General features: G+C 61.8%; 12 protein-coding genes. 2 read left to right on the top strand and 10 right to left on the bottom strand.

The genetic code is table 11. The annotated features are described in order from the left end of the window. Nucleotides 1-104: 104 nt before the first annotated feature. Genes AB4Y34_RS00125 through AB4Y34_RS00110 form a run of 4 tightly spaced genes read right to left on the bottom strand, consistent with a single transcriptional unit; the run spans nt 105 to nt 7,106 of the window. Nucleotides 105-1,739, bottom strand: coding sequence for an efflux transporter outer membrane subunit (locus AB4Y34_RS00125; protein ID WP_368714865.1), 1,635 nt, complete (start codon nt 1,737-1,739; stop codon nt 105-107). 13 nt (nt 1,740-1,752) lie between these two features. Beyond that, nucleotides 1,753-4,938, bottom strand: a complete 3,186-nt coding sequence (locus tag AB4Y34_RS00120; RefSeq protein WP_368714864.1) for an efflux RND transporter permease subunit — start codon at nt 4,936-4,938, stop codon at nt 1,753-1,755. Between the two features lie 43 nt (nt 4,939-4,981). Beyond that, nucleotides 4,982-6,205 carry an efflux RND transporter periplasmic adaptor subunit gene (locus AB4Y34_RS00115; RefSeq protein WP_176379330.1) on the bottom strand — a complete coding sequence of 408 codons (1,224 nt, stop codon included), beginning with the start codon at nt 6,203-6,205 and terminating at the stop codon, nt 4,982-4,984. A gap of 34 nt (nt 6,206-6,239) precedes the next feature. Continuing rightward, nucleotides 6,240-7,106: an alpha/beta hydrolase gene (locus tag AB4Y34_RS00110; RefSeq protein WP_176379329.1), complete on the bottom strand. Its 867-nt coding sequence runs from the start codon at nt 7,104-7,106 to the stop codon at nt 6,240-6,242. A gap of 176 nt (nt 7,107-7,282) precedes the next feature. Here AB4Y34_RS00110 and AB4Y34_RS00105 point away from each other — a divergent pair, with 176 nt between their 5' ends. Next, nucleotides 7,283-8,287: a LysR family transcriptional regulator gene (locus AB4Y34_RS00105; protein WP_176365981.1), complete on the top strand. Its 1,005-nt coding sequence runs from the start codon at nt 7,283-7,285 to the stop codon at nt 8,285-8,287. Between the two features lie 210 nt (nt 8,288-8,497). Continuing rightward, a complete protein-coding gene (locus AB4Y34_RS00100) occupies nt 8,498-8,803 on the top strand; it encodes a DUF4148 domain-containing protein (RefSeq protein ID WP_176106557.1) in 306 nt (101 codons plus the stop codon). Nucleotides 8,804-9,056: 253 nt separating this feature from the next. Here the strand turns inward: AB4Y34_RS00100 and AB4Y34_RS00095 are convergent, their stop codons facing one another. From AB4Y34_RS00095 to AB4Y34_RS00070, 6 genes are all read right to left on the bottom strand, one after another. Continuing rightward, entirely contained in the window at nt 9,057-9,722 is a 666-nt protein-coding gene (locus AB4Y34_RS00095; RefSeq protein ID WP_176379328.1) for a DUF799 domain-containing protein, read from the bottom strand. Nucleotides 9,723-9,732: 10 nt separating this feature from the next. Further along, entirely contained in the window at nt 9,733-10,086 is a 354-nt protein-coding gene (locus AB4Y34_RS00090) for a DUF4810 domain-containing protein (RefSeq protein ID WP_176379563.1), read from the bottom strand. A gap of 86 nt (nt 10,087-10,172) precedes the next feature. Next, nucleotides 10,173-10,853: a CsgG/HfaB family protein gene (locus tag AB4Y34_RS00085; RefSeq protein ID WP_368714863.1), complete on the bottom strand. Its 681-nt coding sequence runs from the start codon at nt 10,851-10,853 to the stop codon at nt 10,173-10,175. Between the two features lie 58 nt (nt 10,854-10,911). Beyond that, nucleotides 10,912-12,669: a ShlB/FhaC/HecB family hemolysin secretion/activation protein gene (locus AB4Y34_RS00080; protein ID WP_176379326.1), complete on the bottom strand. Its 1,758-nt coding sequence runs from the start codon at nt 12,667-12,669 to the stop codon at nt 10,912-10,914. A gap of 88 nt (nt 12,670-12,757) precedes the next feature. Next, on the bottom strand, nt 12,758-13,204 hold the full coding sequence (locus AB4Y34_RS00075; RefSeq protein WP_176379325.1) for a hypothetical protein: 447 nt from the start codon (nt 13,202-13,204) through the stop codon (nt 12,758-12,760). Nucleotides 13,205-13,437: 233 nt separating this feature from the next. Continuing rightward, complete coding sequence (locus AB4Y34_RS00070; RefSeq protein WP_368714862.1) at nt 13,438-14,412, bottom strand: hypothetical protein; 975 nt, start codon at nt 14,410-14,412, stop codon at nt 13,438-13,440. Nucleotides 14,413-14,627 lie beyond the last annotated feature (215 nt).

Below are 14,627 nucleotides of genomic sequence, written 5' to 3'. Positions count from 1 at the left end.
ATCGAAAGCGCGAAAAACGATTTGCATGAAAAACGCCGGGCGGCGCTTGCGCGGCCCGGCGTGGTTGATGAGGCTGATGAAGCGCTTGCTACAGGGTTAGGTATTCAGCGCTTCGCCACTTGCTGTTGCGCCGAAACGGCTGCAGCTTCAGCCGCGGTACCGGAAGCACCAATCGGCACCGGCACCGCCCCCACCGCCGTACCCCCCGCCGTCAGATCGCCCCAACCGCCGCCGAGCGCGCGAATCAGATTCACGGTCGCGACCGCCTGCGTGCCCGCCAGATGGCTCGCCTGCAATTGCGACTGCAGCACCTGCCGCTCGCCATCGATCACGTCGAGATAGCTGACCGCGCCCTCCGTGTACTGCGTGCGCGACAGATGCGCGGCGCGCTGCGACGCATCGACCGCGTCGTTCTGCTCGCGCATCTGATCGTCGAGCAAACGCAGATCGGCGAGATTGTCTTCGACTTCACGGAACGCCACGAGCACCTGCTGGCGATATTGCGCGACGTCCTCGTCGTACTTCGAACGCGCCTGCGCCAGATTGGCCTTGCGACGGCCGCCGTCGAAGATCGGCATCGTCAGCGCGGTACCCACGGCCGGACCGAGGATGAACGCGCGGCTCGACCACATGAACAGATCGCCGAGCGTCGCCGATTCAAAGCCGAACGCACCGGTGATATCGAGCTTCGGGAAGAACGCCGACTTCGCGAGCCCGACGCGCGCATTCGCCGCCTGCATCGCGCGCTCGGCTGCCGCGATGTCAGGCCTGCGTTCGAGCAGCGCCGACGGCAAACCGGCCGGCACGCGCACCGTCACCAGCGCGAGCGGCTGTTCCGCGAACGTGCAATCCGCGGGCGGCTTGCCAAGCAGAATCGCGAGGCTATGCTCGGAGGCCGCCCGCTGCCGCGCGACGCCGACCGCATCGGCACGCGCACTGGCGAGCTCGTTACGCGAACGCGACAGATCCAGCTCGCTGATATCGCCTTCCTTGAAGCGACGCTGGACGAGCTTCAGCGTGTCCTCGCGCAACGCGACGGTGCGACGGTACAGATCCTGGTCCGTGTCGAGCTCGCGCAACTGGAAGTAGTTCTGCGCGACGTCGGCCTGCAACGACAGCTGCACTGAACGGAACAGCGCTTCGCTCTGCTGCTCGTCCGAGCGCGCCGCGTTCACGTTCGAGCTAACGCGCCCGAACAGATCCGCTTCATACGACGCGCCGACCTGCGCGCGCCAGATCGTGCCGGTCGTGCCGCCCGCGCTGTCCGGCTGGAATTGCGATGCCGCAGACGCGCGTTCGCGCGTCGGGCCGAAGCCCGCGTCGAGCTTCGGGAACCAGTCTGACTTCGCGGCCTGCGTGACCGCGCGTGCTTGCTGCACGCGCGCGGCCGCGGCCTTCAGGTCCTGGTTCGCAGCGGCTGCCTGCTCTTCGAGCGCGTCGAGTTGCGGGTCGCCGAACACCTTCCACCATTCGCCGCGCAGCGCGTTGTCGGCGGGCTCGGCCGGCTTCCACGTGCCGTTGTTTTGTGTCGCCCCGGCCGAACCAGCCGCCGCGCCCGACGCCGCCGCAGCCGACGTCTTCACCGCTGGCGCTTCCTTGAACGCCGCCGGCGTATCGACATCGGGACGCTTGTACGTCGGCTCCACCGAGCAAGCGGCCAGCAGCGCGATCAGCAAACCGCTCGCGGCGGCGCGGCCCCATCCGCGCAAGGATACAAAGCGAGATTCAAAGCGTTTCATTGTTGTTTTCTCCTCAGGCGTCCGTAACGGCCGCCCCATAGCGCGGCGCATCCTTCTGCGCGACGTGTATCGTCCCGCCCGCGAGCGAACGCAGCACCACATAGAACACCGGCGTCAGCATCAGGCCGAACAGCGTGACGCCGAGCATGCCGAAGAACACCGCAACGCCCATCGCGTGACGCATCTCCGAGCCCGCGCCGCTCGACAGCACCAGCGGCACCACGCCCATGATGAAGGCGATCGACGTCATCAGAATCGGCCGCAGACGCAGACGGCTCGCTTCGATTGCCGCCTGCAGCGGACTGCGTCCATCGTGTTCGAGCTCACGCGCGAACTCGACGATCAGAATCGCGTTCTTCGCCGACAAGCCCACCAGCACCATCAAACCGATCTGCGTGAAGATGTTGTTGTCGCCACCGGTGAGCCATACGCCGGTCAGCGCCGACAGCACGCTCATCGGCACGATCAGGATCACCGCGAGCGGCAGCGTCAGGCTTTCGTACAACGCCGCGAGCACGAGGAACACGAGCAGCACGCTGATCGGGAACACCCACAGGCCCGCGTTGCCGGCGAGGATCTGCTGATACGTGAGGTCGGTCCACTCGAGCTTCACGCCGCGCGGCAGCACTTCGGCAGCCACGCGTTCGGCCGCGGCCTGCGCCTGTCCGGACGAGAAGCCGGGCGCCGGGCCGCCGTTGATGTCGGCCGCCGTGTAGCCGTTGTAGCGCACCACCATCTCCGGCCCGTAGGTCGGCGTCACCGTGACGAGCGACGACAACGGCACCATCTCGCCCGCCGCGTTGCGCGTCTTCAGTTGCAGGATGTCGTCGGCGCGCTGACGGAATGGCGCATCCGCCTGCACACGCACCTGATACACGCGGCCGAAGCGGTTGAAGTCGTTCACGTACAGCGAGCCCAGGTAGATCTGCATCGTGTCGAACACGTCCGTGACCGGCACGCCGAGCTGCTTCGCCTTCACGCGATCGAGATCGACATTCAGTTGCGGCACGTTGATCTGATAGCTGGAGAAGGTCGGCCCGAGTTCGCGCGTTTGCGCCGCGCGCTTCACGAAGGCTTCGGCTGCCTTGTTAAGTTCGGCGTAGCCGACCGCGCCGTGATCCTCGAGCTGCAACTTGAAGCCGCCGAGCGTGCCGAGCCCGAGCACCGGCGGCGGCGGGAACACCGCGACGAACGAGTCCTTGATCGCGCCGTACTGCTGGTTCAACGCACCGGCAATCGCGCCCGCCGACAGCTTCTTGTCGCCGCGCTCCTTGAACGGCTTCAGCGTGACGAACACGATGCCCGCGCTCGAACTATTCGTGAAACCATTCACCGACAGACCCGGGAACGCCACCGCGCTTTCGACGCCCTGTTGCTTCAGTGCGATCGCACTCATATCGCGGATCACCTTCTCCGTGCGATCGAGCGACGCACCGTTCGGCAACTGCGCGAACGCGATCAGATACTCCTTGTCCTGCGCGGGCACGAAGCCGCCCGGCACGATCCGCGCCATCAATACGGTTGCACCGACGAGGATCGCGTACACCGCGAGCATCGCGCCCTTGCGACGCAGCACGCCGGTCACGCCGCGGCCATAGGCTTCGGAACCACGATGAAAGACCTTGTTGAAACGCTTGAAGAAGCCGCCGAGCACACGGTTCATCACACGCGTCAGCCAGTCCTCCTTCTCGCCGTGACTGCGCAACAGCAGCGCGGACAACGCCGGCGACAGCGTCAGCGAATTGAACGCCGAGATCACCGTCGAGATCGCGATGGTCATCGCGAACTGCTTGTAGAACTGGCCCGTGAGACCCGTCATGAACGCGAGCGGTACGAACACGGCGACGAGCGTCAGCGCAATCGCGATGATCGGCCCGCTCACTTCGCGCATCGCCTTGTAGGTCGCATCGCGCGCGCTGAGCCCGCTTTCGATGTTGCGCTCGACGTTCTCCACCACGACGATCGCATCGTCGACGACGATACCGATCGCGAGCACCATGCCGAACAGCGACAACGCGTTGATCGAAAAGCCGAACGCCAGCAGCAGCGAGAACGTACCGACGATCGACACCGGCACCGCGATCAACGGAATGATCGACGCACGCCACGTCTGCAGGAACACGATCACGACGATCACGACCAGCGCGATCGCTTCGAGCAGCGTATGGATCACCGCCTCGATGCTCGAACGCACGAACTGCGTCGGGTCGTAGACGATCCGGTATTCGACGCCGGCCGGCATGTCTACGGCGAGTTCCTTCATCGCTGCGCGCACCTGTTCGGAAATCGCGAGCGAGTTCGCACCCGGCGCCTGATTGATCGCGAGCGCAACCGCGGGCTTGTTGTCGAGCAGCGAACGCAGGCCGTATTCCGACGCCGCGAGTTCGATCCGCGCGATATCGCGCAGATAGGTCACGCCGCCATCGGGCGCGGTCTTCACGATGATGTCGCCGAATTCGCTCTCGGTCTTCAACCGGCCGCGCGCGTTCACCGACAACTGCAACTGCGTGCCGGGCACCGATGGCGATGCACCGATCACACCGGCCGCCACCTGGATGTTCTGCTCGCGAATCGCGTTGACGACTTCAGTCGCGGTGAGACCGCGCTGCGCGACCTTCTGCGGATCGAGCCAGATCCGCATCGCGTAGTCGCCCGAGCCCCACAGCTGCACTTCGCCGACGCCCTGAATCCGCGCGAGCCGATCTTTCACGTTCAGCAGCGCGTAATTGCGCAGATACGTCATGTCGTAGCGATCGTTCGGCGAGATCAGGTGCACGACCATCGTCAGCGTCGGCGAACTCTTGATCGTCGTCACGCCGAGTCGCTGCACGTCTTCAGGCAGACGCGGCAGCGCCTGATTGACGCGGTTCTGCACGAGCTGCGTCGCGAGGTCAGGATCGGTGCCGAGCTTGAAGGTGACCGTCAGCGTCAGATTGCCGTCGCTATTCGCCTGCGACTGCATGTACAGCATGTTCTCGACGCCATTGATCTGTTCTTCGAGCGGAGCTGCGACCGCCTCGGCGATCACCTTCGGATTCGCGCCCGGATACTGCGCGTGCACCACCACCGAAGGCGGCACGACTTCCGGGTACTCGGAGATGGGCAGCTTGAACAGCGAGATGATGCCCCCGAGCAGGATCAATACCGATAGCACGCCTGCAAAAATCGGGCGATCGATGAAGAATTTGGATATGTTCATTGGAAGCTCTTAACTTTGGAACATGCGCGTTGGAACACGCGGCTCACGAATTGCCTTTCGCGCCGGTGTCCGCCGCCTTGCCGTGCGACTGTGCGAGCGCGGCGCTGTTCGGGTCATCGTCGGTCGTCATCGGCACCATGTGTGCGCGCACCGCGTCGCCGGGGCGCACACGCTGAACGCCGTTGACGACGATGCGGTCGCCCGCCTTCAAACCGTCCTTGACGACGCGCAGATTGCCCTGCATCGAACCCGTCGTGATCTCGCGATAAACCACGTGGTTGCCTTGATCGACGACCAGCACGAACTTCTTGTCCTGGTCGGTGCCGACCGCGGCATCGTCGATCAGTAGCGCCGGATGCGGGGCGCTGCCGCCCACCTTCACGCGCGCGTAGAGGCCCGGAATCAGCGCCCCGTCCGCGTTGTCGAACTTCGCGCGCACGCGGATCGTGCCCGACGACGTGTCGAGCCGGTTGTCGACCGACTCGATCGTGCCGCTGCGCGAATAGCCGGATTCATCGGCGAGACCGAGTTCCACCGGCACCTTGCCGCCGTCCTTCGCGCGGCTCAGGTATTGCAGATAGGTCTGTTCGTCCGCGTCGAACGATGCGTAGATCGGCGACACCGACACAAGCGTGGTCAGCGGCGCCGAGCTGGCGCCGGCCGACACGACGTTGCCGACCGTAATCTCCGCGCGCGACACGCGGCCCGATACCGGCGCGACGATCTTCGTGTAGCCGAGATTGATGCGCGCCGTTTCGAGCGCGGCTTGCGCGGCCTTCAGGTTCGCGCTCGCCTCGCGCGCGGCGTTCTGCTTTTCGTCGTAGTCGCGCTTGGCGATCGCGTTATCGACGATCAGCCGTTGTGCGCGTTCCCAGTCGCTCTGCGTGTAACCGGTACGCGCTTGCGCGGCCGCGAGCTGGGCTTCCGCGCGATCGACTTCGGCCGCGTACGGACGCGGATCGATGACGAACAGCGTGTCGCCCTGCTTGACCAGCGCGCCGTCCTTGAAGTTGACCGACACGATCGTGCCTGGCACCTGCGAACGCACGTCCACTTTCTGGACGGCTTCGAGACGGCCCGAATAGGATTGCCAGTCGGTGATCGTCTTCTGCACGACGGTCGCCACGTCGACTTCCGGCACGATGGTCGGCGCGGCCGGCGAGCTTGCATCCACGCGAATCGCGCCGAACGTGCCGAGCCCGGCAAGAACGACGACCACTAGCGCGGCAAGCGCCACGCGGCGGCGGGAAAGAGGAAGGATAGTCATGTGTAGCTCCCGGTATCGTTGATTGAATTTCTGTTTATCGATGAGCGCGCGCATCGAAGCGCCACTGGAAAAAGCGCACCGCTTCCTGCAAAGCGGGCGGATGATCGGCGAGCGCCGCGTGCGACACGCTCGGAAAGCGCACCACCTGGGTCTGCACGCCCGCGTCGATCAGATTGCTTGCATACTTTTCGGCCTCGACATGCAGCACGTCGTTCTGCGCGGTGGCGATCAGCGTGGCCGGTAAGCCGGCGAGCCGCGACGATTCGAGCGGCGCCGCATACGGATGCATGCGCTGCGACGCTTGCGGCAGATACGCGCGATAACACGCGGCGCACTCGCGCGCGGTGATGTCCGAACCGAGCCGCTTCTCGTCGCCAAGCCGCGTCAGGCTCGGGTCGAGCATCGGACCGAACAGCGCCTGCGCGCTGATCTGCACGTCGCCACGATCGCGCGCGATGAACGCGAGACAATTGGCGAGTTGGCCGCCCGCGTCATGCCCCGCCACACCGATCTTTCTGCTATTGCCACCAAACGCTCGCGCCCGCGTCTGCACCCACAGCGCCGCGCGATGCGCATCTTCCGGCGCGGCTGGAAACGGAAACCGCGGCGCGAGCGAATAGCCCACCGACACCACGAGCGCCGGTAAGTGTTCTGCGAAATACCGCGCGGCGAAGTCCGCGCATTCGATCGAACCTTTCGTAAAGCCGCCGCCGTGAAAATAAAGCAATACCGGCAATGCGGTTTTTTTCGTCAGCCGATACAGGCGTAACGTAATGGGCTGAGCGTACCCATCGATACCCACGTCGGTGACTTCAAGTGTTGCGTCATTGGCCTCAGCGTCAGTGTCTTCGGCGGAAACGCCGATGGAAACGGACGGGTACGGCGATTTGAATGCATCCATGTCGAGCCGCGCAAAATGCGCATAGAACTTCAATGGTGCGAATTGTGGGTTCAGCAGACTCGCAAATAAATGCCTATAATCCGGCAACACAATTCGGTGCCTTTGAACAATCCGGTTGCGATTGTTTTTGCGGACTCCATTCCCGCCTGCGCACCAGCCCCTACTGGAGGTTTGCAATGGACCGGCTTCAGGCCATGCAAGTGTTCACACGTGTCGTCGACACCAACAGCTTTACCCGCGCAGCGGAGACGCTTGACCTGCCGCGCGCATCGGTTACTACGATTATTCAGAACCTCGAAGCGTTTCTCGGCACGCGGCTGATGCACCGGACCACCCGCCGTCTGTCGCTGACGCCCGATGGCGCCGCGTACTACGAGCGCTGTGTGCGCATCCTCGCTGACGTCGAAGAGACCGAGGCGAGTTTCCAGAGCGGCAACAAGAAGCCGCACGGCAAGCTGCGCATCGACATGCCGGGCTCGATTGGCCGTCTGCTCGTGATTCCGGCGTTGTGCGAATTCCACACGCGCTATCCGGACATCGATCTGCAACTGGGCCTGACCGACCGGCCCGTCGATCTGCTGCAGGAAGGCGTCGATTGCGTGGTACGCGTCGGCGCGCTGCAGGATTCGTCACTGGTCGCACGCCGCATCGGTCTGTTCGAGGGCGTGACGTGCGCGGCACCCGAATACATCAAGCGCGCGGGGATTCCCACTTCGCTCGAAGATCTCGAAAATCACAAAGCCGTCAATTACTTCTCGAGCCGCACGGGACGCACGCTCGATTGGGCGTTCCTGGTGAACGGCGACGAGGTGGAGGTGAAGATGAAGAGCATCGTGTCGGTCAACGACGCCGATGCCTACGTGACCTGCGGACTCGAAGGCTTCGGCCTGATTCAGCCGGCGCTCTTCATGGTGCTGCCACATCTGCGCTCGGGCCAGCTCGTCGAAGTACTGCCGGAACTGAAACCTTTGCCGATGCCGATTTCGGCAGTCTATCCGCACAGTCGTCATCTGTCGCCGAAAGTCCGCGTTTTCGTAGACTGGATTGCGGAGCTGTTCGATCGTTGCCCATTACTCAGCGGACGCGGCAGTCTCGACGCCACCTGCACGAAGCGCACGTTCGAGCAGCGCGAGTCCGCGCCGGCGCTCGACACACCGGTGATGTCCGAATGGGTCGCCTGAAGTACGTTAATTGAAACAGTGAATTCCAGCCGCGGCGCCAATGCCGCGGCACCCGCGCAATTGCACGGTTCATGCAAGGCTCGCTCGAGATTGTTCCTGAATCGCGACAATTCATTTCGCAAAACCGCGATTTATCCGCAACGCGTCAACGTCTACATTTCACCCTGTCGCAGCGCCATCACGCTGCCAATGAATCGACAGGAGTGAATCATGAAACGTAATCTGTTGGCAGGCCTCGCCCTGTCGCTGCTCGTCAGCGTTCCGGCATTTGCGGAAGGCGGCGGCGGTATCGGCCGTGCAGGAACTTATGACACGCAACCGGCGCCGAGCGCGAGCACGAAGACGCGCGCCGAGGTCAAGGCCGAACTGGTCGCCGCGTATCGCGACGGCTCGCTGCCCTCGCTGAATCGCACCTCGTATCCGAACAAAGGCCTGATCGGCCAGACGCAGGCCGCGCGCATCGCGTTGCAGGAAGGGACCAACGGCGAAGTGACGCGCGTCGCGAAGGGCCAGTAACGAGTTGGCAGAGGTTGATTCGGAAACCGGCGCGCCTGCCGCACGAGAAGCGCGCCTCTTCATCAAGGAGCACATCATGACACCATCGGAACTCGATAACTGGGATACCGATACGCCCGTGTGGACGCCGTATCGCCCGGTACAGCATTGAGTGTTGCTGTCTGTCGTTTATGCGCCCGCGAAGTGGCTTCGCGGGCGCATTTGCATTGAAGCGATCGTAAGCGCAAGCCGTTTCCTGCTGACCGAGGAGCGTTCAATCCGTGCCGAATTTGGGTGAGCGTGGCCCGTACAGCAGCCCGTTCGGCGGCCCGGCATGCAGAAGCCGATAGCTCGCCACGCCAGCGATATCGTGACCCTTGTCCGTCAGCGAATCCGCAATCTGCTTGACCGCAGCCGTGACGAGCATGCCGATCAGGCCACCTCCAGCATAGTTGTTGCCCTCGTTGCTGTTGGCGCTGGCACTACCCTGCCATAGCACGTCACCGGTCTTGAGATCGACCAGCCGGGCGGATGCCGTGACGACTGTCGCACTGTCGACGACGTGATATACCGTGCCGTACTGCGTGATCTTCGAATACAGGGCCGCGTCGGCACCGAAGATTTCGCGCAGCTTCGCAGGCGAGGTCGCTTCGATCTCCGCCGCCATGGTCAGGCCGTTCTGCCTGAACGTTTCATCCATCACCGCCACCGGTATCACGTAGTAGCCCGATTCGGCGAGCGGCATCGTCATCTGCGAGAGCATGCTGTTGGTCGCCTGTGCGTCCGCCGTTTCGTTGGTCGGGGGCAGCAACAGGATCGAGTGCGGCCGGCTGTTTTTGAACGCCGTATAGTCGGCATGCTTCACAGGTTGCGCGCACGCGGCCAGCAGTGCGACCGTCGACAGCGCAAACCAGAGTCTGAAGGTAGGTATCTTGGACATGGTGGCTCGCTCAGGGCTGTTTCGGTTTCTTCATCAGGAAGTCCATGTAGGTCGAGGATTCCGGAAACAGCTGCTTCTCGGAATCGAACTCGTGCATGGCCTGGGTGTCGTTGCCGACACTCGCGTATAACATGCCCAGTTGTACATGAAATCCGGGCGGCGGCGTGTGCCCCTTGCCGCGGATGTCATGAAGGGACTTTTCGAGCGCCTCGATCTGCTCCTGCGGTGCCTTTTCTCCCTTCAGATAGTCGTACACGGCCGGCTGGTAGCCGGTCCATTGATAAAGCGGCTGGGGACTGTTCGCCGCGCATCCCGCGAGCAGCACGGCTGCCGTCGTTACTGGCAAATAGATTCCACGCATCATGCGGTTATGTTTCATCGTGAATCGCGTCATCAAGTTGATTGCTGGTGCGGTTGAACGTGGATCGAACGCAATAGACCAGCACGCACTTACTGTGCGGCCTTGAGCGTCCCTGCATCGACCTGCTCGACCAGGTGATTGACGGCCTCCTGGATCGCCAGATCGAGCACCTTGCCGTTCAGTGTGGAGTCGTAGCTGGCCGTGCCGCCGAAACCGATGACTTCACGGTTCGAAAGGTTGAATTCACCCGCGCCCTGGCTCGACGCGACGACTTCGGATGTCGTCGTATCGACGACGTTCAGGCTGACCTTTGCATAGGCCACCTGACTCTTGCCGCGGCCGAGGATGCCGAACAGCTGCCGGTCGCCAACTTCTTTGCGACCGAACTCGGTGACATCGCCCGTGACGACGAAGCGCGCACCCTTGATCGACTGGGCCTTTTTGAGGAAGCCCGCTTCCTGGCGGATTTCGTCGAGGTTGTCGCGATCGAGCACATTGAAGCGGCCGCTCTGCTGGAGAGACGTGATCAAGATGGTCTTGGCCTGACCACCGAGACGGTCAACCCCGTCCGAGAAGATGCCGCGCATATAGCTCGAGCGGTTGTCGAACTTGCCGACTGAAATGCCGATGGCTTGGCCCACCGCTGGCTTCTGCGCGCTGGCGACGGGCGGCACCGGTAGTGAGCGCGACGACTCGGTTGCACATCCGCCCAGCGCCACCACGACGGCAACAGCCACGGTTTCCAGCGCATATGTTTTGGATAACTTCATTTTGCTTTTCCTTTTTGTTGAAATGCCGAAAACCCGGATAGCGTCGGCGGGGCGAATATCAGAATTGCGCGGTCACCTGGAAACCCAGGGTGACCCGCGAAGTTGAAAAGCCCGATGGTTTATAGATCGGCGTACCCGCGAAGAGGTCATAGGCGAGCGCACCTAACTTTGCCGATGCGCTGCCGCGCACACCGATCACCGCACTCGCCAGTTGTGTACCGACGAGAAATGCGGCGTTCGGCCCGAACACGTGGCCGTAGTCGATACCTGCGTACACAGATTGACCCGTCGAGCCGATTGGTACCTGAAGCTCATTGCGCCAGAAGAAACCGCGCTCGGCGGCCAGCATCGTTTCGCCGTCGAAGCCGCGCACCGTGTAGCGGCTGCCGATGGTCAGGTCATCGATATAGTTGAGCGTGTTGTTGGTGAACTGGCCGTGAACGCTTGTCACGTAGCGTAGCGGCTGGTTCGCGATCTGGAACGGCACCGACAGGTTCGCGTCGAGCACAGCCATGCGGAAGCGGTAAGTCGGACCATTCTCGTAGAAGTCTGGTGTCGCCCCAAGTCCGCCCACACCCTGACGGTACGCGAGACTGCCGTCGAACTGCGACGCGCCGAAGTAATGACGGTCAGTTAGCGCCGCCTCGATGAAGGTGTTGTTGCGATGCTGCTGCGGAATATCGGTATCTTCGATGAAGCTCTCGCCAAAGCGCTTCGTCAGCCGGAACTGCACACCAAGCACGTTGTTCTGGCTGCGCATGAGGACACGCGCCAGTTTGAAATCGACCGTCTGCGAATTGCCGCTCGACACGAAAGTCGTGTTGACGCCCGCGATCTGCTGATAGTACGTGTTCGTATAGGCGGACAGCGTGCCGGTCCAGTAACCCCACGGAACGGAATAGAAGCCGTTCCATCCGTGCGAGCCGAGACCTTTGTCGCCAAATTCGAGGTCCTGACTCACGCCGACCTTGAAAATGTCATTCAGCCCGAGCGGGTTGTCGATACCCAGGCTCAGGTTGCCCTGCAGCTTGCCGGTGGCCCGCGTGCCGGAGTTGTCCACCGAAGCGACCACCGTCCACGGCTTGGTCCGATTTACCGTCACGACAACATCGCTTTCGCCAGGTACCTCCGTGGGTTCGATTTTCATGTCCACGTCCTGGCTGCTGACGCGCTTCATCTGTTCAAGTCCCTGCTCGAGGTCGCGCAGGTTCAGCAGGTTGCCATCTCGCGTCGGGAATGCCGACTTCCATGTGCCGCGCGTGGCAGGATCGGCAAAGCGAACCTGCCCGATCACACCCGGCACCAGTGCGAACTTCAGCGTCCCGGTTGAAAGATGCTGTTCGGGCAGCAAGACGCGCGTGGTGATGTAGCCACGGCTCAGGATGGCCTGTTGCAGTCCCTTGGTGAGCGTGTCGAGTCCCGCCTTGCCGACGCATTGCCCCCGGTAATGGTCGAGCCATTCGCGGGCGAACGCAAAGCGGTCAAGCGGCAATGCGGATGCGCCTTGCGAGCGCACTGCATCAGACAGCGTTGCAGGAACGTCTAGCACCAACACATCGATGTGGAAGCACGGCGTTTCAGCTGGCAGTTCAGGCCAGCCCGAGGCGCGCTCAGCTGTCGAACGCACTGAAGGCGCATTGACAGTGGCGTTGCGTTCCTGTGCATTGCGTTGCTGCTCGACCTGCTGGTTCTGCTCGGCGTTCGCGCGTGCCGCTGCTGCTTTGTCCGCTGGTGTGGGCATCGGCGTCTGCTGCGCGTGGGCGAGCGTTATCACGGCTGTGAGCGGCAATGCCGCCAGCCTTTTGCGGATTTTCATGCGGTTTTTTTGGATAGGCGACTGAGCTGCCAGTCAGGCGATACTCTATTGTTAAAAAGCGCCCTCTGATGTTTGGACGCAAGCAATATCAAGTTGAGGTGTCGCCTCCACCGTCGCTGAGATGCTTAAACTCCCAAAATAAGACGACGGAACAGCAAGCCAAAGTTAGAAAATAAATAGGAAATAGTTCCTGCAATCCATCTGGATTGCCCGCGAGCACCGCCAAACCTACAGCCACCCCAATATAAATCACCGATAGCACTGCGCACACAACGAAGAAGCGCTTCCATAGTTGCCCACTATCGAGTCTTGGCTTTCCAGAAATTGCTTGTTTCTCGTTATACGTTTCGAAAACAAACAGAGCAACAAACGTTATGGCGACAAGTATCGCCTTTACGAGCGCTGCATTCCAGCTCTCTCCCCGAAGTCGGGCCATTGCCACCAAAACAACCGCTATATGAAGAAAGAACAGCCCTCTCCGGCGGGTCCGTGGCACTGCGCGCCTAAATGCTTCCAGCATCGAACTCTTATCCATTCCTTATCCTTCATCTTGTCGCTGAGACCCCAGCCTCTTCAGCTTGAAGATGTCTCGGATCAACTTGAACGAGATCGCAATAAACAAGGTTACATAAAGAGGCATCCCAGCCAAAGCCGGCCTCCATCCTGCCCCCTGCACAATAGAGCCCCCTAAAAAAGCCGCTACAATTCCCGCCAAGGATAGATACGCTTTTATGTACAATCGCAATAGCTTTCGCCATTCATTTTTCATCATTTCGATAACCTATTTTGAATGGCCGTCTGAATAGGACCTGCTGCGCCTTGAATTGCTTGATTCAAAACGCTGCCCAGTGGAGCAGGTAGGGCTGCTTTCGCCCCAGAACCCAGAGCCGAAGAAATTGTAGCTCCTGCTGCAGCGGCATCTGGGTTATTTCCTGTCATTCCGGCAACCCCAAAAGCGCCAACACCGCTCACTGCAGCGTTATAGCCATTCGCACCAATTTTTCCGAACCTTCCTAATCCAGCAATGGCAGCGCCACCTATCGCAAGTGGGGTACTCAGACCACCCACCATTCCAGCTAAATACGAGTTGGTGATGTTTGGTGCGTCGCTACCCGGCACATTCTTAAAGTTATAGTAACTTCCCGCGTAGTCAAATCCCCCCGCAAGAAGCGCCGCAGTTACCGCTTCCGGCCCAAGCGCAATGACCACAGCAGCGGGCACACCGTAAAGCGCACCTGTCTTCATATTGGCGGATGCCGTATCTGCATTGGCACCTTGCGCTTGAATCGCCGCATTCAGCGTTGCGTCACTGCACTGCGCTTCCGCTCCGCACGCCTGCGATACCAGGTCCTTTTTCTGATGGTTCATCTGGTTGTACAACTCGACCGCCGATCCAGTAGCCGCGCCCGCCGTACCGCCCACCAGCGCGCCACCTACACCCGCCGTCACATTCGCAGCGAGGTTGCCCAGCAGATCCGATCCAGTTTCAGATGCTACCCCCTTCGAAATGCCTTCCAGTTGGGGCGCAAATTTCGACGACAGGCCCGCCCCGGCAGCACCACCGATAGCCCCGAACGTGCTGCCGCCGCCGAGGCCACCAATCAGCGCGCCGCCGGCCGCGTGTAACAGCGCGCGATTGTCGCCACCCTCGGCCCAGACGCTTGCATCCGACACGCCCGCCGTTGTCGATCGACAGTTTTCCCTGACGCATCCGGCACGTGCAAATGGTTTTTTGCCTGACACGCATCCGGGCCTCCAATTTTTTGCCCCGACGCGGTTTCTGGCCTTAGGACGCAAGTCTGCCAGCAACGCGTTCCACCTTTGTTAAGGAGTGTCACGCCTGCGGACATCATCGTCCCGCCGGGTTTGACGGCGCGCGCAGCGCGACGGCAAACCCGGCGGAACAGGGCGCTCGTGTCCCACTGCTCCAGAACCGCACAGGCCTTCGTGAACCAACC

It is taken from the genome of Paraburkholderia sp. BR10954, assembly GCF_040965775.1.
GTDB lineage: Bacteria > Pseudomonadota > Gammaproteobacteria > Burkholderiales > Burkholderiaceae > Paraburkholderia > Paraburkholderia youngii.
The sequence above is the reverse complement of the archived record's forward strand: the minus strand, read 5'-3'. Positions and strand labels throughout refer to the sequence as shown.